General features: G+C 73.2%; 18 protein-coding genes and 1 tRNA gene. 3 read left to right on the top strand and 16 right to left on the bottom strand.

From position 1 onward, the window contains the following. Window positions 1–111 precede the first annotated feature (111 nt). Entirely contained in the window at window positions 112–1,980 is a 1,869-nt protein-coding gene (locus IE248_RS15790; RefSeq protein WP_190030997.1) for a bifunctional 3'-5' exonuclease/DNA polymerase, read from the top strand. A gap of 4 nt (window positions 1,981–1,984) precedes the next feature. Here IE248_RS15790 and IE248_RS15785 read toward each other — a convergent pair whose 3' ends face one another. The 6 genes from IE248_RS15785 to IE248_RS15760 all read right to left on the bottom strand — a co-directional run bounded on the left by IE248_RS15785 (window position 1,985) and on the right by IE248_RS15760 (window position 8,177). Beyond that, window positions 1,985–3,244, bottom strand: coding sequence for a hypothetical protein (locus IE248_RS15785; RefSeq protein WP_190030996.1), 1,260 nt, complete (start codon window positions 3,242–3,244; stop codon window positions 1,985–1,987). Between the two features lie 77 nt (window positions 3,245–3,321). Beyond that, window positions 3,322–3,840, bottom strand: coding sequence for a SigE family RNA polymerase sigma factor (locus tag IE248_RS15780; protein WP_073797932.1), 519 nt, complete (start codon window positions 3,838–3,840; stop codon window positions 3,322–3,324). 56 nt (window positions 3,841–3,896) lie between these two features. After that, complete coding sequence (locus IE248_RS15775; RefSeq protein WP_229895339.1) at window positions 3,897–4,382, bottom strand: GNAT family N-acetyltransferase; 486 nt, start codon at window positions 4,380–4,382, stop codon at window positions 3,897–3,899. A 66-nt stretch (window positions 4,383–4,448) separates the two neighbouring features. Continuing rightward, on the bottom strand, window positions 4,449–5,717 hold the full coding sequence (locus IE248_RS15770; RefSeq protein ID WP_190030995.1) for a serine hydrolase domain-containing protein: 1,269 nt from the start codon (window positions 5,715–5,717) through the stop codon (window positions 4,449–4,451). Between the two features lie 90 nt (window positions 5,718–5,807). Beyond that, window positions 5,808–6,662 carry a mycothiol conjugate amidase Mca gene (gene mca, locus IE248_RS15765; protein WP_373301523.1) on the bottom strand — a complete coding sequence of 285 codons (855 nt, stop codon included), beginning with the start codon at window positions 6,660–6,662 and terminating at the stop codon, window positions 5,808–5,810. A 105-nt stretch (window positions 6,663–6,767) separates the two neighbouring features. Further along, the gene (locus IE248_RS15760; protein WP_229895338.1) at window positions 6,768–8,177 is read right to left on the bottom strand and encodes an MDR family MFS transporter; all 1,410 of its coding nucleotides are present in this window, start codon (window positions 8,175–8,177) and stop codon (window positions 6,768–6,770) included. Window positions 8,178–8,281: 104 nt separating this feature from the next. Between IE248_RS15760 and IE248_RS15755 the strand changes: the two genes are divergently transcribed. After that, window positions 8,282–8,944 (top strand): TetR/AcrR family transcriptional regulator, encoded by a 663-nt coding sequence (locus IE248_RS15755; RefSeq protein ID WP_190030993.1) that lies wholly within the window; start codon window positions 8,282–8,284, stop codon window positions 8,942–8,944. Between the two features lie 294 nt (window positions 8,945–9,238). Beyond that, window positions 9,239–9,312, top strand: a tRNA-Thr gene (locus IE248_RS15750). 120 nt (window positions 9,313–9,432) lie between these two features. On the opposite strand, the gene IE248_RS15745 is transcribed toward IE248_RS15750, so the two are convergent. The 10 genes from IE248_RS15745 to bldG all read right to left on the bottom strand — a co-directional run bounded on the left by IE248_RS15745 (window position 9,433) and on the right by bldG (window position 25,414). Beyond that, window positions 9,433–10,998 (bottom strand): alpha/beta hydrolase, encoded by a 1,566-nt coding sequence (locus IE248_RS15745; RefSeq protein ID WP_073797925.1) that lies wholly within the window; start codon window positions 10,996–10,998, stop codon window positions 9,433–9,435. A gap of 183 nt (window positions 10,999–11,181) precedes the next feature. Further along, window positions 11,182–12,393, bottom strand: coding sequence for a DNA polymerase III subunit delta' (locus IE248_RS15740; RefSeq protein WP_073798014.1), 1,212 nt, complete (start codon window positions 12,391–12,393; stop codon window positions 11,182–11,184). 120 nt (window positions 12,394–12,513) lie between these two features. After that, window positions 12,514–15,720 (bottom strand): dTMP kinase, encoded by a 3,207-nt coding sequence (tmk, locus tag IE248_RS15735; protein WP_190030992.1) that lies wholly within the window; start codon window positions 15,718–15,720, stop codon window positions 12,514–12,516. A gap of 198 nt (window positions 15,721–15,918) precedes the next feature. Then, on the bottom strand, window positions 15,919–18,783 hold the full coding sequence (gene topA, locus IE248_RS15730) for a type I DNA topoisomerase (protein ID WP_008743043.1): 2,865 nt from the start codon (window positions 18,781–18,783) through the stop codon (window positions 15,919–15,921). Window positions 18,784–19,050: 267 nt separating this feature from the next. Next, complete coding sequence (locus IE248_RS15725) at window positions 19,051–19,248, bottom strand: hypothetical protein (protein ID WP_008743042.1); 198 nt, start codon at window positions 19,246–19,248, stop codon at window positions 19,051–19,053. 101 nt (window positions 19,249–19,349) lie between these two features. Next, window positions 19,350–20,888: a DUF7059 domain-containing protein gene (locus tag IE248_RS15720; RefSeq protein ID WP_008743041.1), complete on the bottom strand. Its 1,539-nt coding sequence runs from the start codon at window positions 20,886–20,888 to the stop codon at window positions 19,350–19,352. Between the two features lie 170 nt (window positions 20,889–21,058). Then, window positions 21,059–21,622 (bottom strand): hypothetical protein, encoded by a 564-nt coding sequence (locus IE248_RS15715; protein WP_008743040.1) that lies wholly within the window; start codon window positions 21,620–21,622, stop codon window positions 21,059–21,061. Window positions 21,623–21,760: 138 nt separating this feature from the next. After that, on the bottom strand, window positions 21,761–24,169 hold the full coding sequence (locus tag IE248_RS15710) for a sodium-translocating pyrophosphatase (RefSeq protein WP_190030991.1): 2,409 nt from the start codon (window positions 24,167–24,169) through the stop codon (window positions 21,761–21,763). A 385-nt stretch (window positions 24,170–24,554) separates the two neighbouring features. Next, on the bottom strand, window positions 24,555–24,983 hold the full coding sequence (locus IE248_RS15705) for an ATP-binding protein (RefSeq protein WP_008743038.1): 429 nt from the start codon (window positions 24,981–24,983) through the stop codon (window positions 24,555–24,557). Between the two features lie 89 nt (window positions 24,984–25,072). Continuing rightward, window positions 25,073–25,414, bottom strand: coding sequence for an anti-sigma factor antagonist BldG (gene bldG / locus IE248_RS15700; protein WP_008743037.1), 342 nt, complete (start codon window positions 25,412–25,414; stop codon window positions 25,073–25,075). Between the last annotated feature and the right edge of the window lie 21 nt (window positions 25,415–25,435).

The following is a 25,435-nucleotide window of genomic DNA, read 5'->3' as shown; positions in this document are numbered from 1 at the left end:
CACCGCCCCCGCCCTGGCCGGACGCCGCCGATCCGGGCCGGGCCGGGCGGCGGGGGCGCCGCGCGGGGCGGTGGGCGGGCGGTGTCAGACCCGGGTGGGACACTCGCACCCATGAGCGACCCCACCCCCCACTGGGCCCTCGCCGAGGACGGCGACGGGTGGTGGCACGCCGCCCCGGTCGGCGGGGCCGGGGCGGCGGGCCCGTATCCCGGCCCGGCGCCCACGCCCGGCGGCGGGCCGGCGGGGCCGTACGCCGACCCCGCGCTGGGCGGCGGGCCGGCGGGGCGGTACGCCGACGGCGGCGGTGCGGCGGCGGGGTCGTATGCCCGCCCGGCCCCCGCGCCCGGCGCCGCCGGGGCGGCGGGCCGGTATGCCGACCCCGCCGCCGCGGTCGCCGCGGCGCCGGCCGGCACCCGGTGGATCTGGCGCTCCACCTCCGCCGTCTACCCCCGCCTCCTCGCCTCCGGCGTCACGGTCGAGCGCTGCTACGACATCGAGAACTCCGAGCTGCTCCTGCTCCGCCACGAGGGCCGCTACGGCGAACCCCGCTCGGCCGCCGCCGCCTGGGCCCGCCTCACCGGCGGCCCCATCCCGCCCGACCCCCCGCAGCGCGCCGCCGAGCCCGGCGCCCAGGACTCCCTCTTCGACCCCCGGCCGGCCCCGCTCCCCCTCGACGCCCTGCTCGCCGTCCACGCGGACCAGAGCGCCCGGCTCGCCCGTACCGCCCATCCCGACCGGATGCGCCTGCTGACCGCCTCCGAGTCGGCCGCGTTCCTCGTCGCCGCCGAGATGCACCGCGCCGGTCTGCCCTGGCGGGCCGACACCCACCGCGCCCTGCTCACCGAGCTGCTCGGCGAGCGCTACGCCGGCGGCGGCCAGCCCCGCCGCCTCGCCGAGCTCGCGGACCGGATCTCGGACGCGTTCGGCCGTCGCGTCCGCCCCGATCTGCCCGCCGACGTCATCAAGGCCTTCGCCGAGGCCGGCATCAAGCTCAAGTCCACCCGCCGCTGGGAGATCCAGGAGATCGACCACCCGGCCGTGGAGCCCCTCGTCGAGTTCAAGAAGCTGTACCGGATCTACACCGCGCACGGCTGGTCCTGGCTGGCCGACTGGGTCCACGACGGCCGGTTCCGCCCCGAGTTCATCCCCGGCGGCACCTTCACCGGCCGCTGGGTCACCAACGGCGGCGGGGCCCTGCAGATCCCGAAGGTGATCCGGCGGGCGGTCGTCGCCGACCCGGGCTGGCGGCTCGTCGTCGCCGACGCCGACCAGATGGAGCCCCGCGTGCTGGCCGCGATCTCCCGCGACCCCGCCTTCATGGAGGTCGCCGGCCGGCCGGAGGACCTCTACACCGCCATCTCCCGCCAAGGCTTCGCCGGTGACCGGGACATGGCCAAGCTCGCCGTCCTCGGCGCCGTCTACGGCCAGACCTCCGGGGACGGCCTGAAGAACCTGGCCGCGCTGCGCCGCCGCTTCCCCCGGGCCGTGGCCTACGTGGACGAGGCCGCCAAGGCCGGCGAGGAGGGCCGTCTCGTACGGACCTGGCTGGGCCGCACCTGCCCGCCCCCGGCCGCCTCCGAGCACGGCGACACCGACGGCGAGGCCGGGATCCCCCAGGCCGCCCCGCAGTCCTCCGCCCCGGACCGCGAGGACGGCCGGACCCCGGCCTACGCCTCCTCCCACAGCCGCGCCCGCGGCAGGTTCACCCGTAACTTCGTCGTCCAGGGCAGCGCCGCCGACTGGGCGCTGCTCCTGCTCGCCGCGCTCCGCCAGGCCATCGCCGCCGCCGGCATGCGCGCCGAGCTGGTGTTCTTCCAGCACGACGAGGTGATCGTGCACTGCCCCGCCGAGGAGGCCGAGGCCGTCGCCGAGGCCATCCGCGCGGCCGGGGACCGGGCGGGCCGCATCGCCTTCGGCGACACCCCGGTCCGGTTCCCCTTCACCACCGCGATCGTGGAGTGCTACGCCGACGCCAAGTGAGGCGTCAGCCGAACCACTTCGGGTCGAGCGCGATCGTCCTGAGCTGCTCCATCGTCAGGACGGGTTCCTTCCGCGTCGCCGGCTTGGACTGGTTGCCGGTGTTGAAGGCGGAGACCACCACCCGGCGGCCGTCGGGGCGCAGCGTGTCGGCCGACCACCAGAGCACGCCCTTGCCACCCTTCTCGCCGGGCTGCTTCGTCTCCAGCACCTTGGTGCCGTCGGGCAGGGTGGTGGCGCCGCTCATGTGGCCGCCGAGCGCCGCGCCCATCTGCTCCTGCACGTTGACCTGCACGAGCGAGGCGCCCTTGCCGTCGTCGAGCACGAGGTACGCGTAGTCGCCCCCGCCGCCCTTGGAGGCGACCGTGATCCCGTTCTTCGGGACGAGCGACTCCAGGACGGCGCGCGCGTCCGCCCCGACGGGGTCCGGGGCGGGGCCCTCGGCCGGGGCGGCCGGCAGGTCCCCGAGCGCCGGGTGCCACAGCGGCGAGGCGGCGAACGCCTTCAGCTGGGCGGGGCCCAGCGGCGGCGCGGGCCGCGAGACCTTCGCGCCCTTCTCGGCGGGGGCGTTCCACTCCATCACCTCGACCTGGAAGCCCTGCCTGGTCACCAGCGTCGCCCGCCACAGCTTCGTGGGCTCGCGGCGGTCGGGGTACTCGTACCCCTGGAAGACCATGACCTTCGAACCGTCGGCGAGCGTCTCGGTGGCGCAGGCCTCGTAGTCCGTCGTGTTCGCGTCGGGGCACTCCAGCGCTCCCGCCGTGGTCCGGCCGTCCGGGTCGGTCCGCGTGAGGGTGACGCCGATCTGCGCCGCGCCCTCGCCGTCGTCGTAGACGCCGCGGACGCTCGGGCCCTGCGGGGCGCCGGTGCCGCTCGCCTCGGTGTCCGTCACCTTCCCGCCCGGCAGCAGCTCCTTGAGTACGGAGACCAGCTGCGCGCCGGAGACCGCCCCGCTGCCGGTCCTCGACGACGGCCCGCCGCGGGCCGGTGCCTTCGTCGGGCCGGCCGACAGCTCCGGCGGTGCGGCGACATCGACCCGGCCGGGGCCGCCGCTGCCTCCCGCGCCGCCGAACAGGCCGCCGGTGTAGGCGCCGCCGGTGGCGACCACGGCCAGGGTGAGCACCGACCCGCCGACCACGGCCGCCCGGCGGCGCGCCACGAGGCGTCGGCCGCGCCGCTCGCCGGCCTCGACGAGGGCGTGCCCGTCGGTGGTGAAACCGTCCCCGGCCCGCCGGAGGGCGTTGCCGAGCTCATCTTCGAAGGGCATGCGGAACCAGACCTTTCCACTTCATGGTTACGGGGCAGGAACGGGCGGAAGGAGGGCCGGAAGGAGGGACCGCTCGTTCAGAGTTCGGCGAACTCGGCCAGACTGCCGCCCAGTTGCTCCCGCAGCCGGGCGAGCGCCCGCGTGCTGCGGGTCCGTACGGCCGCCGAGCTGGCGTTCATCGCATCGGCGGTCTCCTCGACGCTGCGGTCCTCCCAGTACCGCAGCACCAGCACCGCCCGGTCCTTCGGCGCCAGCCGCCCCAGGGCGTCCAGCAGCGTCAGCCGCAGCGCCGGATCGGCGCCGCCGGCCGCCCCCTGCGCATCGGGGAACTCCCCGACCGGGCGCTCCCCCGCCGAGCGGCGCCGCCGGTGCGTCAGGAACGCCCGCACCAGCACCGTCTGCGCGTAGGCCGCGGGGTTGTCGATCCGCGAGACCCGCCCCCAGAGCAGGTACATCCGCCCCAGGGTCTCCTGTACGAGGTCCTCCGCGAGGTGGGTGTCCCCGCTCGTCAGCAGACAGGCGGAGCGGTACAGGTGCCCCGACCGGCCCGCCGCGAACTCGCGGAACCCTGATCTGTCCCGGCGCCCCTGCCGCATGAACTCCCCCTCGTGTCCGTCTCATCCCACTGACGCGGTGACGGCACGGGAATGTTTCAGTCCAGCTCGTGGAAGTAGACGTGGAACTCCTCGCGCACGAAGCCCTCCGACTCGTACAGCGTCTGCGCGGCGTCGTTGTCGTACGCCGTCTCCAACTGCACGCCCGCCACCCCGGCTTCTCCGGCGCGCCGCAGCACCTCCCGCAGCAGCGCCCGGCCCGCGCCGCCGCGCCGCCCGGAGGGGGCCACGTACAGGTCGTACAGGATCCACACGGGCCGCATCGCGAGCGACGAGAACGTCCGGTAGACCTGCGCGAACCCGACCGTGCCGGCCCCGGGCAGGTCGGCGAGCAGGACCAGGGACTCGCCGGCCCGGATCCGCTCGGCGAGGAAGGCGCGGGGGCGGTCCGGGTCCTCGACGGCGACGCCGTAGAAGTCCAGGTAGCCGCGGAACAGCCCGGCCGCCGTCTCGATGTCGTCCTCGCCCGCGACGCGCAGCCCGACCGTGGGGTCGCCCTGCGGCGGAAGTGCCTGACCGCTCATGTACGTCTTCTCCCTCGCCCCCGGGCGCACGCCGGGGCCGGGGTCATTGTGCGCGGGAGCGGGGGTTCAGTGCGTTCCGGGGACCGGTTGGGCGCTGAGGCTGTAGACGTGGTCCGGGGTCACCGTTTCGGTGATGGCCTCGCCGAACAGGGAGCTGGGTTCGCGGCCCTGGTAGGAGATGTCCGTGTTGAGCAGCACCACCAGCGTCGCCTTCGCCCCGGGGAGGTACAGGGTCAGGGACTGGTAGCCGGGCAGCGAGCCGTTGTGCCCGATCCAGCCGCCCACGTTGAAGATGCCCAGGCCGTAGCCGGCGTCCGGCCGGTCGCCGGCCCGGGTGACCTTCAGCCGCTGGGCCTGGGTGGCGGGCGTGAGCAGCTCGCCGGTGGCCAGTACCTTCGCCCACTGCTTCAGGTCGCCGAGCTGGGAGATCATCGCTCCGGCCGCCCAGCCCCAGGAGGGGTTCCAGTCTGCGGAGTCCTCGACCTTGCCGGTCGCGGTCTGGTTCGTGTAGCCCTGGGAGTGCGGCCGGGGGAACTCCGCGCCCTTGGGGAAGAGCGTGTGGGTCAGCCCGGCGGGTTTGACGACCTTCTCGTTGATGTAGTCGGCGAGCTTCTGCCCGGTCAGCTTCTCCACCACCAGCCCCAGCAGGATCAGGTTGGTGTTGCAGTAGTCGAACTTCGCGCCGGGCGCGAACAGCACCGGGTGCTTGAAGGAGTAGCCGAGCAGCTCCTGCGGGGTGAAGGGGCGCCGCGGATCGCTCGTCAGGGCCTTGAAGAAGTCCGGGTCCTCGGAGTAGTTGTAGAGGCCGCTGCGCATCCCGGCCAGTTCGCGCAGGGTGATCCGGTCTCCGTTGGGCACGCCCGCGACGTACTTCCCGATGGGGTCGTCCAGCCCGGCCTTGCCCTCGTCGACGAGCTGGAGCAGGGCCGTCACCGTGAAGGTCTTGGTCTCGCTGCCTATGCGCATGTACATGTCGGTGGTGATCGGCGCGCGCGTCGCCTTGTCGGCGATCCCGAAGGTGCGGACGTACTCGCCCTTGCCCGGGGCCGACAGGGAGACCATCACCCCGGGCACCTTGGTCTCGGCCATCACCTGACGCACGACCTGGTCCAGCTGCCGGGCCACCTCCGGCGTCAGCCGGGGAAACGCGTCGGACCGAGGCTGCGGAGCCGGGGAGACCGCGGAGACCGAGGTCGAGGTCCCGCGCGCCGGGGCCTGCCCCGCGCTCCCCGCGTGGACCGCTCCCGCTCCCGCTCCCGATCCCGCTCCCAGGGGCACCACCACCAGCCCCGCCGCGACCGCTCCCACCGCGGCACCGCGCCACCGTGTCACCATGCCCGGCCTCCTGCCGCACGACGCCCAGGCCCCCCTGCCCCTCCAACGTATCCCCGCCCCCACCCCCCGGCGACCGGTGGGTGGGAGCCGTCAGCCGGCGGCGGGCGCGGTGGCGGCGACGCCGGCGAACAGGTCGTCCTCGGGCAGCGTCGTCGCCACGTGCGAGCGCGCCAGGTGGTAGTCCTCGGTGGGCCAGGCCGCCTGCTCGATGTCGAGGGGGCAGGACCGCTCGGGCCCGTCGGGGTTGATCTGCGTCTCGTGCGCGAGCAGGGCCCGCAGCCTGGCCGGGAACCACGCGGCGCACTCGACCTGGCTGGTGATCGCCCAGGGCTCCTCGAAGTCCGCGAGCTCCTTGAGCACCTCGCCGTGCGGGGAGTCCAGGCCGGCGGCCGTCATGGCCTCGTAGATCGCGCGGAAGTACGCCTTGCTGAAGGCGAGGGTGTAGTAGAGCTTGAGCGGCTGCCACGGCCCGCCGGTGCCCGGGTAGCGCTCCGGATCGCCCGCGGCGGCGAAGGCCTCGGCGCTGACCTGGTGGGTCTTGATGTGGTCCGGGTGCGGGTAGCCGCCGTTCTCGTCGTACGTGACCACCACGTGCGGCCGGAACGCGCGGATCGCCTCGACCAGCGGGCGGGCGGCCGTCTCCAGCGGCTCCAGGGCGAAGCAGCCGTCGGGCAGTTCCTCGCCGGCGGCGGGCAGTCCGGAGTCGACGAAGCCCATGAACTCCTGCCGTACGCCGAGGATCTCGCGGGCCCGGTCCATCTCCAGCCGGCGCAGCCGGGGCAGGTCGGCCCACACCTCGGGGCGGTCCATGGCCGGGTTGAGCACGTCGCCGCGCTCGCCCCCGGTCATGGTGCACACCAGCACCTCGGCGCCCTCGGCCACGTAACGGGCCATGGTCGCCGCGCCCTTGCTGGACTCGTCGTCCGGGTGGGCGTGCACGGCCATCATGCGCAGTCCGCGGCGCAGTCCCGAGGCGGCTGCGGGCGTGGGCTCGTCGGCGGGGGTGGTCTTGGTCATGGGGTTCTCCGATCGGCGGGAGGGGACGGGGGGTCAGGACCGGCCGGGTGCGCGGCGCGGGTAGAGGGCGGCGGGCACCAGGGTGAGCACGCCGAAGGCCAGCGCCCAGCCGAAGGTGTGGGCGTAGGCGGTCTGCGGCTCGGCTCCGCCGCCGCCCGCCAGCGCGTTCTGGAGGATGACGGCCAGCACGGCGGTGCCGACGGAGCCGCCCACCCGGTTCAGGACGGTACGGGCGCTGGTCGCGGCCGGGGCCTGGGAGCGGTCGACCGAGGTGTACGTGGCCGCGACGTTCGGCGGGACCACCGCGCCCAGGCCCACGCCCCGCAGGAACAGGGCGGCGATCAGCAGCGCCTCCGGCAGCGGATCGCCGGTCAGGACGAACGGGACGGTGCCGAGCACGGTGAGCCCGATGCCCGCGAGGACCACGCTGCGCGGCCCGTGCCGGTCGGTGAGCCGGCCGGCCAGCGGGGTGATCACCGCGCTGCCCAGTGCCTGCGGGGCCAGCAGCAGCCCCGCGTGCAGCGGGTCCATACCGCGGACCTGCGTGAAGTACAGCGGCAGCAGCATCATCGAGGAGTAGAGGGCGGCGCCGAGCAGGAAGGTGTTGATCCCGGCGAGGGTGAACCCGCGCCCCGCGAAGAGCCGCAGGTCGAGCAAGGGGGTCCGGGTGGTCCGCAGCGCGTGCGCCACGTAGCCGGCCAGGAGGGCGCACCCGGCCGCCGGCGCCACCGCCCGTACGGGGTCCCAGCCGCCCGTCCCCGGCTGCGCGAGCCCGTAGACCAGTGCGGCCAGGCCGGTCGGGAGCAGCGTCAGCCCGAGCACGTCCGGTCGTACGGCGGTGTCCCGTTCGGCCCCGTCCGCCGGTACGATCCGGGCGGCCAGCAGCAGCGCGAGCAGTCCGACGGGCACGTTGACGAGGAACAGCCAGCGCCAGCCGGCCCCTTGGACGATCAGTCCGCCGACGACGGGGCCGAGGATCGGCGCGACGGAGACCGGCACGGTGATGACGCCGATCAGCCGGCCGATCCGCCGGGGGCCCGCGTGCCGGGCCACCAGCGCCTGGCCGACGGGCTGCATCAGCCCGCCGCCGATGCCCTGGAGCAGCCGGAAGGCGATCAGCGAGGGCCCCGACCAGGCCAGGCCGCACAGCGCGGAGGCCGCGATGAACAGGGCGACGGAGCCGAGCCAGACCCGCTTGCCGCCGTAGCGCTTGTGCAGCCAGCCGGACAGCGGGGCGGCGAAGGCGACGGTGAGCAGGTATCCGGTACTGACCCACTGCACGGTGGTCACGGTGGTGCCGAGGCCGTCGGCCATGGCGCCCATGCCGACGCCGACGATCGTGGTGTCGAGCTGGGCGAGCACGGCGCCGAGGACCAGCACCGCGCCGAGCCTGACGAGGGCCGGATCGAGGCGGTCCTGCTCCTGCGCGGTCAACGTGCTCACGGAACCTCCTCCGATCAATGGGGACGACCGAAAATTATGTCGATCATGAATTTATGTCAAACCAAAATTTATGACGACTCAAGAGTCTGGCTAGGATGGTGCGCATGACCACCACACCCGCCGCATCCGCCGAGCGGGGCCTGCGCGACCGCAAGAAGCGCGAGACGCGTGACCGGCTGGCCCATGTCGCGACCCTGCTCTTCATCGAGCGCGGGTTCGAGCAGGTCACCATCGCGGAGATCGCCGAGGCCGCCCACGTCTCGAAGATGACCGTCAGCAACTACTTCCCCCTCAAGGAAGACCTGGTCTTCGACGCCGGCCAGAGCGTGCTGGACAGCCTCGCCCGCACGGTCCGCGAACGGACCCCCAGCGAATCGGCCCTGCACGCGCTGCGCCGCGCCTACCTCGCCACCCTGGGCGAACAGCACCCGCTCAACGGCCGCTGCACGCCCGGGTTCGCCCGGCTCGTCCACGACAGCCCCCGGCTGCGCGCCCGCGAGCGGGAGATCGACGAACAGCGCGAGGCCGCCCTCGCCGCGGCGCTCACCGAGGCGACGCGGGCCGCCGCGGAGGATCCCACGCCCGACTTGAGCGCGGCGCAACTGGCCTGCGTGCACCGCGTGCTGCACCGCACCGCCCGCGCCCTGATCCGACAGGACACCCCAGAGGACGCACTCGTGCAGCAGCTCACCTCCCTCGCCCACACCGCCTTCGCCGCACTGGAGCCCGCACTGGCCACCTACGCCACCCGGCCGGCGAACGACTAGCCCCTCTCACCCAGACCTACGCCCCCGCCTACGCGGCCTCGACCGACAAAGCCCTCCACACCGCGCCACACAGGGCTGAACTCCCGACCCTTGAACCGCCGAACCGCGCACGATCAAGCACCCCCTCCACCAGGGGCCACCACCCCGTTCCGGAGCCGGGCCCGAAACGCCCCGAAAAACCCCTTTCACCCCCCGCCCCAGAACCCTGTTCGGGGCACCCCGATTCACCCTGTAGACTTGGCGCCGCTGCTGATGAGCGCCTTCCTCACCCGGAAGACGTGTCTCCGCAGCGGCGCCGCCTTAGCTCAGTTGGCCAGAGCAACGCACTCGTAATGCGTAGGTCTCGGGTTCGAATCCCGAAGGCGGCTCTGTAGAAGCCCCAGGACTCACTCGCCGTGACCTGGGGCTTTTGCTATGTCCGGAGGAGCGGGTGGAGGCGGGGCGTCGTCAACGCCCCGCCGGGGTCACCGCGCCGGGTGTGGGTGCGCTCAGCACTTTTTGCCGGGAGCCGGGGGCTTGCCTTCCAGGAGATAGCGGTTGATCGCGGTGTCGATGCAGTCGCTGCCGCGTCCGTACGCCGTGTGGCCGTCGCCGTCGTAGGTGAGGAGGGTGCCCGACTCCAGCTGGTCCGCCAGCGCCTGCGCCCACTTGTACGGGGTCGCCGGGTCGCGCAGGGTGCCCACCACCACGATCGGCGGAGCGCCCTTCGCCGCCAGCGCCCGCGCCTCGCCCGTGGCCTTCACCGGCCAGTAGCCGCAGTTCAGCGAGGCCCAGGCGAGGCCCGCTCCGAACACCGGGGAGGCCTTCTCGAACGACGGCAGGGCCTTGTCCACCGCCTCCGGGCCGCTGAAGGCGGCGGGCTGGTCAACGCAGTTGACCGCGGCGTTCGCGAACATCAGGTTCGCGTACTTGCCGTCCGCGTCCCGCTCGTAATAGCTGTCGGCCAGGCCCAGCAGCCCGGATCCGTCGCCGTTCATCGCCCCCGTCAGCGCCTCGCGCAGCTGCGGCCAGGCGCTCTCGTCGTACAGCGCCGCGATCACCCCGGTGGTCGCGAGGGACTCGCCCAGCGGGCGGGCCGGGTCACCGGAGGGCACGGGCTGGGCGTCGACCTTGCGGAAGAACTCCTTCAGGCGCTGCGCCACCTCCTGCGGGCTGCCCTTGCCGAGCGGGCAGTCGGGCTGCTTGGCGCAGTCCTTGGCGAAGGAGGTGAAGGCGGTCTCGAAGCCCGCCGTCTGGTCCCGGTTGAGTTCGAGCGCCGGACGGGAGGGGTCCATCGCCCCGTCGAGGACCAGCCTGCCGACACGGCCCGGGAAGAGCTCGGCGTACGTCGCGCCGAGGAAGGTGCCGTAGGAGGCGCCGACGTACGACAGCTTCTTGTCGCCCAGCGCCGAGCGCAGGATGTCCATGTCGCGGGCGGCGTCCACGGTGGAGACGTGCGGCAGGATCCGTTGCGAGTGCTTCTCGCAGCCCGCCGCGAACTTCTTGAACGCCTCCACCAGCTTCGCTCGCTCCGCCGCGTCGTCCGGGGTCTGGTCCACCTGCGTGAACTGGTCCATCTCCGGGCCGGTCAGGCATTCGACGGGGCTGCTGCGGTCCACCCCGCGCGGGTCGAAGGAGACCATGTCGTACTGGGCGCGGACGGCCGCCGGGTAACCGATGCCCGCGTACGCCTGGAGGTACCCGATGCCGGAGCCGCCCGGTCCGCCCGGGTTGACCACGAGCGAGCCGAGCCGCTTGCCGGGCCCGGAGGCCTGGCGGCGGGCCACCGCGATGTCGATGTCCTGCCCGGATCCGGGCTTCGCGTAGTCCAGCGGGGCCTTCATCGTGGCGCACTGGAACCCGGGGACACCGCAGTCGCGCCAGCTCAGCTTCTGGTCGTAGTACGGGCGCAGCGCCGCCGGGATCTCGCCGGGCGCGGCGGAGCCGGCACCGGTCCCGGAGGACGACGCGGCGGCCCGGGGTGCTCCCGAACCGCCCGAGGTACACCCGGAGAGCAGCAGCCCGGCGGCTGCGATCACGGTCCCGGTGGTACGCAGCAGGCGACTGGTGTCCATGCCCGGGAGCCTACGGCCTGCCCGCGCCGCCCGCCGGGTGACGCCGGTCCCGCCCGGGCCGGCCCGCGTCCGGGACGGGCCCGCCGCCGCGCGCGGACCGGCACCCTCACGCGAGGGCCGCCGGATCACTCGGACGGGTGGGCCCGTCAACCGGGCGCCTCGGGCCACACCGGCCCGGCCCGCTCAGCCCGCCCGGAGCGACATCGTCATGGCCTCGACGGCGAGGAGCGGGGCCACGTTCCGGTCGAGGGCGCTGCGGCAGGCGATGATCGCCTCGATGCGCCGCAGCGTGCGCTCGGGACCCGACGCGCGGGCGATCCGGTCGAGGTCGTGGCGTATCTCCTCATTGGCGATGGCCACGGCCGAGCCGAGCTGGAGGGCCAGCACGTCCCGGTAGAACCCGGTCAGGTCGGTCAGAGCCAGGTCGAGGGTGTCGCGCTGGGTCCTCGTCCGGCGGCGCTTCTGCCGGTCCTCCAGCTCCTTCATCACGCCCGCCGTACCCCGGGGCATCCGGCCACCGGTCCCGGCGGCGGCGCCGAGCGCGGCCCGCAGCTCCTCGGTCTCCTTGGTGTCGACCTCCTCCGCGACCTGCTTGGCGTCCTCCGCGGCGGCGTCGATCAGCTCCTGCGCGGCCTTGAGGCAGCCGCCCACGTCGTCGACGCGGAGCGGGAGCTTCAGCACGGCGGCCCGGCGGGCCCGCGCCGCCTCGTCGGTGGCGAGCCGGCGGGCCCGGCCGATGTGGCCCTGGGTCGCGCGGGCGGCGGCCTCGGCGACGGCGGGGTCGATGCCGTCGCGCCGGACCAGCACATCGGCGACGGCGGAGACGGGCGGGGTGCGCAGGGTCAGATGCCGGCAGCGGGAGCGGATCGTGGGCAGCACGTCCTCCAGCGAGGGCGCGCACAGCAGCCACACCGTCCGCGGAGCGGGCTCCTCCACGGCCTTGAGCAGGACGTTGCCGGCGCCCTCGGTGAGCCGGTCGGCGTCCTCCAGGACGATGACCTGCCAGCGCCCCACGGCCGGCGACAGCTGGGCCCGGCGCACCAGGTCGCGGGTCTCCTTCACACCGATGGACAGCAGGTCGGTGCGGACGATCTCCACGTCGGCATGCGTACCGATCAGGGTGGTGTGGCAGCCGTCGCAGAATCCGCACCCGGGCTCGCCGCCGAGCGCGCGGTCCGGGCTGGTGCACTGGAGGGCGGCCGCGAAGGCACGGGCGGCGGTGGACCGCCCGGAGCCGGGCGGCCCGGTGAACAGCCAGGCGTGGGTCATCTTGGACGCGGCGGGCGGCGCGGTCCCCTCCGTGACGGCCGTGACGAGACCGTCGGCGTCACGGGCGGCGGCGGCCAGCTGCGTCTGCACCCGCTCCTGACCCACCAGGTCGTCCCATACGGGCATCCCGCCCACCGCCTTTCGCCGTTCCGTCCGGTACCGATGCGCCGCCGCCGGTCCCGTCCCCGGACGGAACCGACGGCGACCGTCTGCTCACAGTGTGGCGCGCGCCACTGACAATCCCCGTCAGCGGCGGCGGGACCGGCCTTCGCCGTCCTCGTCACCCCGCTGCGGACCGAGCAGTTCGTCCGCCAGGGACGGGAGGTCGTCCATCGGGGTCTCCTCGGCCCAGGCCGGGCGGCCCCGCCTCGGGCGGCCGTCCTCGGCGACGACCGGGAGCTCGCGGGTGGCGTCGTTGCCGGAGTCCCGGAAGATGCCCGGCGGCACGCGGCCGGCGGGGTCGTCGTCCGGGCGCCGGCCGGTCGGCCGCTCGGCCGAGGCCCGCCGCCCCGCCGCCCCGGCGCCCGCCTCGGGCGCCGCGGCGTCCCCGCGCTCCGGACGTACGGGCGGCAGCACCGCCGTCTCGTCCGCCGAGCCGGCCGGACGTACGGGCGGAAGCACCGCGGTCTCCTCGACGGAGGCCGGGTCGACCTTCGGCACGGGGACGGTCTGGGTCTCGTCGTCCGGCTGTACGACCCGCTTGACCATCCGGGTCTCGACGGTCACGGAGTCGTCCGGAAGCGGATCCTTGCGCATCGGCACCTTGGGAGCCGGAGCCGGAGCGGGCGCCGGATCCGCCGGAGCGGGCGCCGGAGCAGCGGCCGCGGCGGCAGCCGCGGCATCGGCGGCGGCCTTCGCGGCGGCCGCGGCAGCCGAGGCCTCCGCCAGCCTGCGCGCCTCCTCGGCCCGCACCAGAGCCTCCTCGGCCCGGCGCTGCTTCTCCAGCCGGCGCTCCTCGGCCTCGGCGCGCAGCCGGGCCTCCTCTTCGGCCTGCCTGCGCAGCCGCTCGGCCTCCGCCGCGCGGGCCCTCTCCTCGGCCTCCGCGCGCAGCCGCTCGGCCTCGGCCCGGGCCCGGGCCTCCTCCTTGGCGCGCAGCCGCTCCTCCTCCGCCTTGCGAGCGGCTTCCTCCTCGGCCTTGACCCGGGCTTCCTCGGCCTCGCGGGCCTTGCGGGCCTCCTCCTCGGCGCGCAGCCGCTCCTCCTCCGCCTTCCGGGCGGCTTCCTCCTCGGCCTTGCGCTTCGCCTCTTCCGCGGCGAGCCGGCGGGCCTCGATCTGCGCGGCCACCTCGGCCTCCGAGAGCGGGAGCATCCGGTCCAGGCGGTGGCGCACGACCGTGGACACCGACTCGGGGTCCTGGCCCGCGTCGACCACCAGGTAGCGCCCGGGGTCGGCGGCGGCCAGCGTCAGGAACCCGGCCCGCACCCGCTGGTGGAACTCCGCCGGCTCCGACTCCAGCCGGTCCGGGGCCTCGGTGAACCGCTCCCGCGCCGCCTCGGGCGACACGTCGAGCAGCACCGTCAGGTTCGGGACGAGCCCGCCGGTGGCCCAGCGCGAGATACGGGCGATCTCGGTCGGGGACAGGTCGCGCCCGGCGCCCTGGTAGGCCACCGAGGAGTCGATGTACCGGTCGGTGATGACGACGGCGCCGCGCTCCAGGGCGGGCCGGACCACCGTGTCCACGTGCTCCGCGCGGTCGGCGGCGTACAGCAGCGCCTCGGCGCGGTTGGACAGCCCGGCGGAGGACACGTCGAGCAGGATCGAGCGGAGCCGCTTGCCGACGGGGGTCGCCCCCGGCTCGCGCGTCACGACGACCTCGTGGCCCTTGCCCCGGATCCAGTCGGCGAGCGCCTGGACCTGCGTGGACTTGCCGGCCCCGTCGCCACCCTCCAGGGCGATGAAGAACCCGGCGTCGGAGGCGGCCTGTACCGGCTCCCCGCCGCGCAGCGCCTCGCGCAGGTCCCGGCGCAGCGGTACGCCGCCGCGGTCGTCGCCCTTGATCAGCACGACCACGGCGACCGGCAGCAGCAGGGCGCCGACCAGCATCAGCGTGAAGGCCGCGCCGCCGTGCTCGAAGACGACCTCGCCGTCGCCCAGCCGGTGCGGGCCGATCAGCGCCGCCAGGACGGGAGCGAGGATGGCGCCCACGCCCACGGCCACGCGGACGACCGCCTGGAGGTGCTCGGTGACCCGGGCCCGGCGCAGCTCCTCGGTCTCCTGGTCGAGCAGGGTGTGCCCGGTGTTGGCGACGACGCCCGCGGCGGTGCCGGCGAGCAGGGACAGGAACAGGACGGTCGCCGTGTCCGGGACCAGGCCGCTCAGCAGCAGCGCCAGCCCGGTCACCCCTATGGCGAGGGCCAGCAGCCGGCGCCGGGACAGGGCGGGCAGTACCTTCCCGGCCTGGGTGGCGCGGATGCCGAGGCCGGTACCGCCGATCAGGGCCAGCACCAGCAGGGCGAAGGTGGCCGGTCCGCCGCCCAGGTCGAAGGCGTGCAGGACGGCCACGGCAGCGGCAGAGGCCACGGCTCCGGCAACCGCCGCGCAGGCCAGGACGAGGAGCGGGACGGCTCCCGTACGCCCCTTCTCGGGCCGGTCGCCCACCTTGGGGGCGCGCAGGCCCTCCAGCGGGGAGCGCGGGCGCGGGGTCTTCGCGCCGGGCAACACCAGCGGCAGCAGCAGCGACACGGAGGCCGCGAACAGGCCGGCGGCCACGTACGAGGCGAGGGCGGCCTGGTTCGCGGCGAACCAGTCCACGCCGAGGCCGAGGGCCTTGCCGACCAGGGTCGCGGCGAGCAGTGCGGCGGCCGCGGCGGGCAGCGTCGCGAAAGCGGTACGCAGGGTCAGCCGGCGCAGCGCGTCGAGGTGGTCCGGCAGCGGCCGTACGGCCGCTCCCTCCAGCGGGGGTTCGGGCAGCAGGGCGGGCGCCGCGCTCTCCTTGGCCAGGGTCCACATCCGCTCGGCGGCGCCGGCGACGAAGACGGTGGCCAGCAGCGCGGTCAGCGCGTGTTCGGGGATCCAGTCGAGCCACAGCGGGGCGACGACGAACAGCGCGATGCGGACCCCGTCGGCTCCGACCATCGTCCAGCGGCGGTCGAGACGGCCGCCGGACTCCTTCGGGGCGAGGAGCTTGGCGAAGGGCCCGAGCAGGACCGCGCCGAAGGTGAGGGTGGCCAGCACCCGGACCCCGAAGACGGCCGCGACGGCGAGCGCCCAGCCCCGGTAGCCGTCACCGAAGGTGCTTTCGGAGACGGCCGCCTGGAGCGAGAGCAGCACCAGGACCAGCAGGGCGAGGGCATCGCCGATGCCGCTCACCAGCTGGGCGCTCCACAGGCGGCGGAGTCTGGGTGTGCGCAGCAGGGCGCGCACCGCTCGCTCGCGGGAGTCCGCGGCTAGGGCTTCGTCGTAGGTGGGGTTCTCGGCGGCGGTCACGACCGTTGGCTGCTCGGCTCGCGTCATCCGCCCAGCCTATCCGCTGTGCTTGGCAGGTGCGGAGGCCTGTGGACAACCTCGGATGTGACCCCCGTCCCCCTTCCGACCTGCGCCTCGAACACCGGCGGACCGGGCGGGCGGCGGCGGGGTCCCGGGGAACGCCCCGGGGCCCGTGCGGATCGCACGGGCCCCGGGGGCAACACTCGGGCGGAGGCGGCCCGGAGGCTACTCGTCCGCGGCGGCCGAGGCCGCCGAGGCCGAGGCGGCCGCGGTCTTCTTCGCCGCCGCCGTCTTCGCCGTCGCGGTCTTCGCCGTCGCCGTCTTGGCGGCCGTCTTCTTCGCGACGGCCTTCTTGGCGGTGGTCGTCTTCTTCGCGGCCGCCGCCTTCGTCGCCGTCGCCTTCTTGGCCGGGGCCTTCTTCGCCGGCGCCTTCTTCGCGGTCTTCTTCGCCGGGCCCTTCGCGCGCTTCTCGGCGAGCAGCTCGTAGCCCCGCTCCGGCGTGATCGTCTCGACGTCGTCGTCCCGCCGCAGCGTCGCGTTCGTCTCGCCGTCCGTCACGTACGGCCCGAAGCGACCGTCCTTGACGACGACCGGCTTCTCGCTGACCGGGTCCGTGCCCAGCTCCTTCAGCGGCGGCTTGGCCGCGGCCCGCCCGCGCTGCTTGGGCTGCGCGTAGATGGCGAGGGCCTCGTCCAGGGTGATCGAGAACAGCTGGTCCTCGGTCTCCAGCGACCGCGAGTCCGTGCCCTTCTTCAGGTACGGGCCGTAGCGGCCGTTCTGGGCCGTGATCTCCACGCCCTCGGCGTCCGCGCCCACCACGCGCGGCAGGGACATCAGCTTCAGCGCCTCGTCCAGCGTCACCGTGTCGAGGGTCATCGACTTGAACAGCGAGGCCGTCCGCGGCTTGACCGCGTTCTTGCCGGTCTTCGGCGTGCCCTCGGGCAGGATCTCCGTCACGTACGGCCCGTAGCGACCGTCCTTCGCGACGATTTCGTTCCCGCTCACCGGGTCCTTGCCCAGCTCGAACTCGCCGCTCGGCTTGGCGAACAGCTCCTCGGCGTACTCCACCGTCAGCTCGTCGGGTGCCAGGTCGTCCGGTACGTCGGCCCGCTGGTGGCCCTCCGCGTCCTTCTCGCCCCGCTCCACGTACGGCCCGTAGCGGCCGACGCGCAGTACGACGCCGTCACCGACCGGGAAGGAGGAGATCTCCCGGGCGTCGATCGCACCCAGGTCGGTGACCAGTTCCTTCAGGCCTCCGAGGTGGTCGCCGTTGGCCGGCACGACCTCGGTCGCGTCCTCGGAGCCGAAGTAGAAGCGCTTCAGCCACGGCACGGACTGGGCCTCGCCCCGCGCGATGCGGTCGAGGTCGTCCTCCATCTTGGCGGTGAAGTCGTAGTCGACGAGCCGCCCGAAGTGCGTCTCCAGCAGGTTGACCACGGCGAACGACAGGAAGGACGGCACGAGCGCCGTTCCCTTCTTGAAGACGTACCCGCGGTCCAGGATCGTGCCGATGATCGACGCGTACGTCGACGGGCGGCCGATCTCGCGCTCTTCCAGCTCCTTGACCAGCGAGGCCTCGGTGTACCGGGCCGGCGGCTTGGTCGAGTGGCCGTCGGCGGTGATCTCCTCGGCGCTCAGCGCGTCGCCCTCGGAGACCTGCGGCAGCCGCTTCTCGCGGTCGTCGAGCTCGGCGTTCGGGTCGTCCGCGCCCTCGACGTAGGCCTTCATGAAGCCGTGGAAGGTGATCGTCTTGCCGGAGGCGCTGAATTCGGCGTCGCGGCCGTCCGAGGCCCGGCCGCCGATCTTCACGGTGACCGAGTTGCCGACCGCGTCCTTCATCTGGGAGGCGACGGTCCGCTTCCAGATCAGCTCGTACAGGCGGAACTGGTCGCCGGTCAGGCCGGTCTCGGCCGGGGTGCGGAAACGATCACCCGAAGGGCGGATCGCCTCGTGCGCCTCCTGCGCGTTCTTGACCTTGCCCGCGTAGACGCGCGGCTTCTCCGGCAGGTAGTCGGCCCCGTAGAGCTGTGTGACCTGCGCCCGGGCCGCCGAGACCGCGGTCTCGGACAGCGTCGTGGAGTCCGTACGCATATAGGTGATGAAGCCGTTCTCGTACAGCTTCTGCGCCACCTGCATGGTCGCCTTCGCACCGAAGCCCAGCTTGCGCGAGGCCTCCTGCTGGAGCGTGGTCGTACGGAACGGGGCGTACGGGGAGCGGCGGTACGGCTTGGACTCGACCGAGCGGACGGCGAACGAGGTGTCCGCCAGCGCCGCGGCGAGCGCCCGCGCGTTCGCCTCGTCGAGGTGCAGCACCTCGCTCTTGAGCTGCCCGTTCGAGCCGAAGTCACGGCCCTGCGCGACGCGCTTGCCGTCCACCGTGTTCAGGCGGGCGACCAGCGTGGACGGGTCGGAGGCGTCACCGGCGCGGCCGGTGGAGAAGGTTCCGGTGAGGTCCCAGTACTCGGCGGTGCGGAAGGCGATGCGCTCGCGCTCCCGCTCGACGACGAGGCGGGTGGCCACCGACTGGACGCGGCCCGCCGACAGCTTCGGCATGACCTTCTTCCACAGGACCGGCGAGACCTCGTAGCCGTAGAGGCGGTCGAGGATGCGGCGGGTCTCCTGGGCGTCGACCATGCGCTGGTTCAGCTCGCGCGGGTTGGCGACGGCGTCGCGGATCGCGTCCTTGGTGATCTCGTGGAAGACCATCCGGTGGACGGGGACCTTGGGCTTGAGGACTTCCTGCAGGTGCCACGCGATGGCTTCGCCCTCGCGGTCCTCATCGGTGGCGAGGAAGAGTTCGTCGGACTCGGCCAGCAGCTCCTTGAGCTTCCTGACCTGGGCCTTCTTATCGGCGTTGACGACGTAGATCGGCGCGAAGTCGTGCTCGACGTCGACGCCGAGACGGCGGACCTCGCCGGTGTACTTGTCGGGAACCTCGGCCGCGCCGCTCGGGAGGTCGCGGATGTGCCCGACGCTCGCCTCGACGACGTATCCGGGGCCGAGGTAGCCCTTGATCGTCTTCGCCTTGGCAGGGGACTCGACGATGACGAGTCGGCGGCCGCCCTTTGCGGTCTCGCTAGTCGGGGACAACTTGGCTCTTCTCTCCGGTCGGCACTCGGTCGCAGTACGGCGACGCTGCGGAGTGTGACGGTACAACCCGCCCCCGTGTCAAACGGCACAAGCCCGCAACGGCCACTCGAACGGTAACCCGACAAGTGCCACTTCTGCCGCCCCGATACCGTGCCGGGCCCGTCCCGATCACCGGGCCGAGTGGCCAAAGGGCCGTCTGGCCCCGCTCCCGGGCGGCCTCCGGAACTCCCGCGCGACTCGTCGTTCACTTCGGCGCGCACGGCCGCGTCACAGCCGCGCCAGGCACCAGACGCCGAGGGCCAGGGCGGTCCCGCCGGCCAGTACGGCCAGCGGGACGGCCACGACGGGGCGCACGCCTTCAGCCACCGGCGCGCGGTGACGGACGCGCGCCCCCGTCCAGGCCAGCAGAGCGGCTCCGAACAGCAGGAACACGGCCGCCGCAAAGATCGCCGGACCGGTTTCCACGCTGCTCCCCTACCCCTGGGCCACTCCCGGGATCCCCCCGGATCCCGCCTGCCGACGAGCCTGACAGCCCCCGGGTAACAGCGGGAGAACCGTGGGTTACATCACGGTGCCGAGCGCTGCGCCGGGCCGCTCACGGGCTCCAGGAAGCCCTGCTCCACGAGCATCCGGATCGCCTCCGGAGTGCGGTCGCGCAGCACCACCGGGTCCTCCTGCATCAGCTGGGCGATCGCGTCGAGAATCCGGCCCGCGCTGAGTGAGCCGTCGCACACTCCGGCGAATCCGGCGCCGACCGTGTCGACCTTGGTGGCGCGCCGCATGCCGCGGTTCTGCCGGAGGACCACGTGTTCCGGATCCTCCGCGCCGGGCGCGCCGACCTGCTCCTGGACGACCTCGGCGGCCAGCAGGAAGTGCCCGGACAGCAGGGCCGCGTCGTCATGGGCGCGCAGGTAGTCCTGACGGGCGAAGTGCGCGAGGACCGCGTCGCCGAGCGGCTGCTCGACCGAGTGCGGCCACTCCTCGACGACGACCGAGGGCTCGGGCGCGTCGGTACGGCGCAGCGTGATCCAGCCGAAGCCGACGGCCTTGGTCTTGCTGGCCTCGAACTCGTCCAGCCAGTCCTCGTAGCGCCGCTGGTACTCGGCCGGGTCGGCGCGGTGGTCGCCCGCGTCGCGCAGCCACAGCTCCGCGTACTGCGTCACATCCTGCACGTCACGCTGCACGATCCACGCGTCACAGCCGCGCGGCACCCAGGAACGGACCCGGTCGTGCCAGTCCTCGCCCTCGACGTGCTGCCAGTTGCCGAGGAACTGCGCGTACCCGCCGGGGTTGAGGTGCGCGCCGGCCTCCTGGACCAGCGTCCGGCACAGGTCGTCGCCGCTCATGCCGCCGTCCCGGTACGTCAGCCGGGCGCCGGGCGAGATCACGAAGGGCGGGTTGGACACGATGAGGTCGTACGTCGCGTCGCCGACGGGCTCGAAGAGCGATCCGGCGAGCAGCTCGGCCTCGGGCGCCCCGGAGAGCGCCAGCGTGAGGCGGGTGAACTCCAGGGCCCTGGGGTTGACGTCGGTGGCGGTGACCCGGGTGGCGTGGTGGGCGGCGTGCAGGGCCTGGATGCCGGATCCGGTGCCGAGGTCCAGCGCGGTGGCGACCGGCACGCGGACGGTGATCCCGGCCAGCGTGGTGGAGGCGCCGCCGACGCCGAGGACCACGGCAGTGCCCGGCTCGCGCCCCCGGCTGCCGATCCCGCCGGCCCCGCCGACGGCGCAGCCGAGGTCCGAGACGATGAACCAGTCCTCGCCGTCCGGGCCGCCGTACGGGCGCACGTCCACCGTGGCGTGCACCTCGTCGCCCTCGCGCCGCAGCCACCCGTCGGCGAGCGCGGCCTCCACGGGCAGGGCGCCGGCGGCGTGCACGTACGGAGCGGGCTGCTGGAGCAGGAACAGCCGGACCAGCGTCGCGAGCGGGCCGTCCCCGCCGACGCGCGTGGCGCGCAGGGCGGGGACCGTCTCGCTCCGGGCCAGGGCGGCGTAGGCGGGGGCGCCGAGCAGGTCGAGCAGCCCGTCGGCGGTGAAGCCGGCGGAGAGCAGGGCCCCGCGGAGTTCGGCGGCGTGTTCGGGCGAGGGGAGGCTGGTGGTACTCACGCCCCCATTGTGTCCGCTGCCCCGGACAATCGCCGCGCCCTCCACGCCGCCACCCCGCGCGGCCGTGGTCGCGCCCGTCCGGGCGGAGTCGGCCCCGGTACGCGTCAGGGCGGCGCGGGGTCCGCTGGGGACCCCGGCCGCCCTGGTCGGCGTACCGCGGGAGCCGTGGGCTACTTCGGCGAGGCGACCACGGTGACCTGGCAGCCCTTCTGGCTGTTCATCACCTTGTCGAGGCCGCCCGCCTTCAGCTTGGCGAGCGCCTCCTCGCCGCCCTTGGTGGCCTCGGCGAGGCCGTTGGCCACGTCCTTGAGCCCCTCGGCGAACTTGTTCTGGTCCTTGACGTCGAGGGCGTCCACCTTCGTCTTCAGGTCCGCGTACCCCTTGGAGGTGTCCGCGAAGCCCTTCACGGCGGCGTCCTGGGTCGCCTGGCCCTCCTTGGCCGGCGGCACCCCCGCCCCCGTCAGAGCGGCGCCCATCGTCTTGTACGAGTCGGACATGGTCTGGAAGGCCTCGGAGTCCGTCTTCTGGACCTCCTCGGGCTTGTTGCTCTCCGACGACACGCGCTTGATGTCCGCGTTGGCCGTCTCGATCTTCCTCAGCTCGGGCTGCCAGGCGTCACAGACCTTCTTGGCCCAGGCCTCGGCCTTCTTGTCACTGTCGTCGCCGCCGCACCCGGACAGGACGAGCATCAGTACCGCACCGCCGGATACTGCGGCCGCAATCTTCTTGTTCACCGGGTTGGTCCCTTCGAAGGCTCTCGGCCGGAAGATACACGCCCTCGATCGGGCCACGCGGAAAGGCGGACGGACGGCGCGTCCGTGCGCGCCGTCCGTCCGCCGTTCGGTCGTACCCTTCCTCCGGTGGTCCTACGGTCAGGAAACCACCGCCGGGTCGGCCGGCTGGGCCACCCGCTCGGCGTTCGCGCCCTCGCCCTCGGCGTCGTCCCCGACCGCGATGCCGCGGCGCTTGGAGACGTACACCGCGCCGACGATGACGCCGATGGCGACGACCGCGACGATCGCGCGTACGGTCGCGCTGGTGTCCGGGCCGTAGCTGAACTGCACGACGGCCGGGGCGATCAGCAGGGCCACCAGGTTCATGACCTTGAGCAGCGGGTTGATCGCGGGGCCCGCGGTGTCCTTGAACGGGTCGCCGACCGTGTCGCCGATGACGGTCGCGGCGTGGGCGTCGCTGCCCTTGCCGCCGTGGTGGCCGTCCTCGACGAGCTTCTTGGCGTTGTCCCACGCGCCGCCGGAGTTCGCGAGGAACACCGCCATCAGGGTGCCGGTGCCGATGGCACCCGCGAGGAACGAGCCGAGCGCGCCGACGCCGAGGGAGAAGCCGACGGCGATCGGGGTGAGGACGGCGAGCAGGCCGGGCGTGGCGAGCTCGCGCAGCGCGTCCTTGGTGCAGATGTCCACGACGCGCCCGTACTCGGGCTTCTCGGAGTAGTCCATGATCCCGGGGTGCTCGCGGAACTGGCGGCGCACCTCGTAGACGACGGCGCCCGCGGAGCGGGAGACGGCGTTGATCGCGAGGCCGGAGAACAGGAACACGACGGCCGCGCCGAGGATCAGCCCGACCAGGTTGTTGGGCTGGGCGATGTCCAGGCTGAGGTTCATCTCCCCGGCCTTGGCGCCGACCTGCTTGACCGCGGTGGCGATGGCGTCGTTGTACGAGCCGAAGAGCGCGGCCGCGGCGAGCACGGCGGTGGCGATGGCGATGCCCTTGGTGATGGCCTTGGTGGTGTTGCCGACCGCGTCGAGGTCGGTCAGGACCTGCGCCCCGGCGCCCTCGACGTCACCGGACATCTCGGCGATGCCCTGGGCGTTGTCGGAGACGGGCCCGAAGGTGTCCATGGCCACGATGACGCCGACGGTGGTCAGCAGGCCGGTGCCGGCCAGGGCCACCGCGAAGAGCGCCAGCATGATCGAGGTGCCGCCGAGCAGGAACGCCCCGTAGACGCCGAGGCCGATGAGCAGCGCCGTGTAGACGGCGGACTCCAGGCCGACCGAGATTCCGGCGAGGACGACGGTGGCCGCGCCGGTCAGGGACGACTTGCCGATGTCCCGGACGGGACGGCGGGTGGTCTCGGTGAAGTAGCCGGTCAGCTGCTGGATCAGGGCGGCGAGGACGATGCCGATGGCCACGGCGACCAGGGCCAGGATCCGCGGGTCGCCGGAGTGGCTCGCGATCGCGGCGTCCTCGACGCCGATGAGCTCCTTGTAGGTGGCCGGCAGGTAGACGTAGACGGCGGCCGCGACCAGCGCCAGGGAGATCACGGCGGAGATGAAGAAGCCGCGGTTGATGGCGGTCATCCCGCTGCGGTCGGAGCGGCGCGGGGAGACCGCGAAGATGCCGATCATGGCCGTGACGACGCCGATGGCGGGGACGATCAGCGGGAAGGCGAGGCCGAGGTCGCCGAAGGCGGCCTTGCCGAGGATCAGCGCGGCCACGAGCGTGACGGCGTACGACTCGAAGAGGTCGGCCGCCATCCCGGCGCAGTCGCCGACGTTGTCGCCCACGTTGTCGGCGATGGTCGCGGCATTGCGCGGATCGTCCTCCGGAATGCCCTGCTCGACCTTGCCGACCAGGTCGGCGCCGACGTCGGCGGCCTTGGTGAAGATGCCGCCGCCGACACGCATGAACATCGCGATCAGCGCGGCGCCGAGGCCGAAGCCCTCCAGGACCTTGGGGGCGTCCGCGGCGTAGACCAGGACGACGCAGGAGGCGCCGAGCAGGCCGAGGCCGACGGTGAACATGCCGACCACGCCGCCCGTGCGGAAGGCGATCTTCATCGCCTTGTGGGACACCTCGGTCAGGTCCTTGGCGGGCTCGCCCTCGGCCGGAGTGGCCTCGCGGGCCGCGGCGGCGACGCGGACGTTGGCCCGGACCGCCAGCCGCATGCCGATGTAGCCGGTGGCGGCGGAGAAGAGCGCGCCGACGAGGAAGAAGGCGGACCGGCCGGCCCGCTGCGTCCAGTCGTCGGCGGGGAGCAGGAAGAGCAGGAAGAAGACCACGACGGCGAAGATGCCGAGGGTGCGCAGCTGCCGGCCGAGGTAGGCGTTGGCGCCTTCCTGGACGGCCGCGGCGATCTTCTTCATCGCATCGGTTCCCTCGTCGGCGGCGAGCACCTGGCGGACCAGGATCTGCGCGACGACGAGTGCGGCGAGTGCGACCGCCGCAATGACGATCACGATGAGCCGATTGTCATCAGTGAGTACTGCGGCTGCCAGATCTGAGTTACCGACCGGCGCGTTGGGGGTGAAGAGCCCCGTCATTCGTCCTCCTTGACGTGATGAGCTCAAGATGTGGACGGATTGTAGGGAGCGCGCCCCGATCAAAACAGTGCGCGGGAAACGGAATTGGCCTGCTCTTGCTCCTCAGCAATAGATCGCGCCACTTCATTACCCCCGAAAGCGGTAATGGGGCAAAAGCATTGACGCTTGATCAATTCCCGGAAAAGGGCGTGCGGGAGCATGAAAAAGGCCCTGCTCGAAGGTGCTCGGCAGGGCCTTGACGGGGTCTTGAATAAGATCAAAAGAAGATCAGGCCGTACGAGAAGAGGCGCGCGGGCACGACGAAACGCCCGGCTCCCCTCCCGTTGGCGCGCAGGCGCCACTTCGACGGGAGGACCGGGCCGGGGCCTGATCCGAAAGACAGGCCCTAGGCCACGTCGGACGCGCCGGCCACCGGCCAGCTCATCTTGATGGTCCCACCCGACTCTCCGGTGGTCACCTCGACGTCGTCGACGAGCCCGCTGATCACCGCGAGGCCCATCTCGTCCTCGCCCTCGATGTCCGGGTCGAGGACGGCGGCGATGCCCGGAACGGACTCGGCCGCACCGGGCACCCCGTCACCGACCTCGATGGAGAAGGTCTTCTCCTCCTCCGTCAACACCACCCGGACGGGCGCGAGCAGACCGTTGACGCGGTGCAGTCCGACGGCACGCGAGCAGGCTTCGCCCACGGCGAGGCGGACCTCGTCGAGCAGGGCCTCCTCGACTCCTGCCCGGCGCGCCACGGCGGCCGCGACCAGGCGGGCCGTCCGGACGTGTTCGGGCTGGGCGCTGAAGCGCAGTTCAACGGTGGCCATGCGCGTCCCCCTCGGACTACGGGCGTGCCTTGACAGGGGCCCGGACCGACCGACGGTCCGGTACCCCTGCTCCTGACGTTCAGGAGCCGTCAGTCTGTGGCGTTGACGGCGTCTTCCACCGTGGTGTGGATCGGGAACACCTTGGTCAGACCGGTGATCCGGAAGATCTTCAGGATGCGCTCCTGGTTGCACACCAGACGCAGCGAGCCCTCGTGCGCGCGAACGCGCTTGAGGCCTCCCACGAGCACACCGAGGCCGGTGGAGTCGAGGAAGTCCACTCGCTCCATGTCGACAACCAAGTGGTAGCTGCCGTCGTTCACCAACTCGACCAACTGCTCGCGCAGCTTGGGCGCGGTATACACATCAATCTCGCCACCGACCTCCACGACCGTACGGTCGCCGACAGTGCGAGTCGACAGGGACAGGTCCACGGATCCTCCAGCACCTTGCTA

Origin of the sequence: Streptomyces goshikiensis (assembly GCF_014650555.1) — a bacterium.
GTDB lineage: Bacteria > Actinomycetota > Actinomycetes > Streptomycetales > Streptomycetaceae > Streptomyces > Streptomyces goshikiensis.
This window is presented reverse-complemented; position numbering and strand designations above follow the sequence as displayed.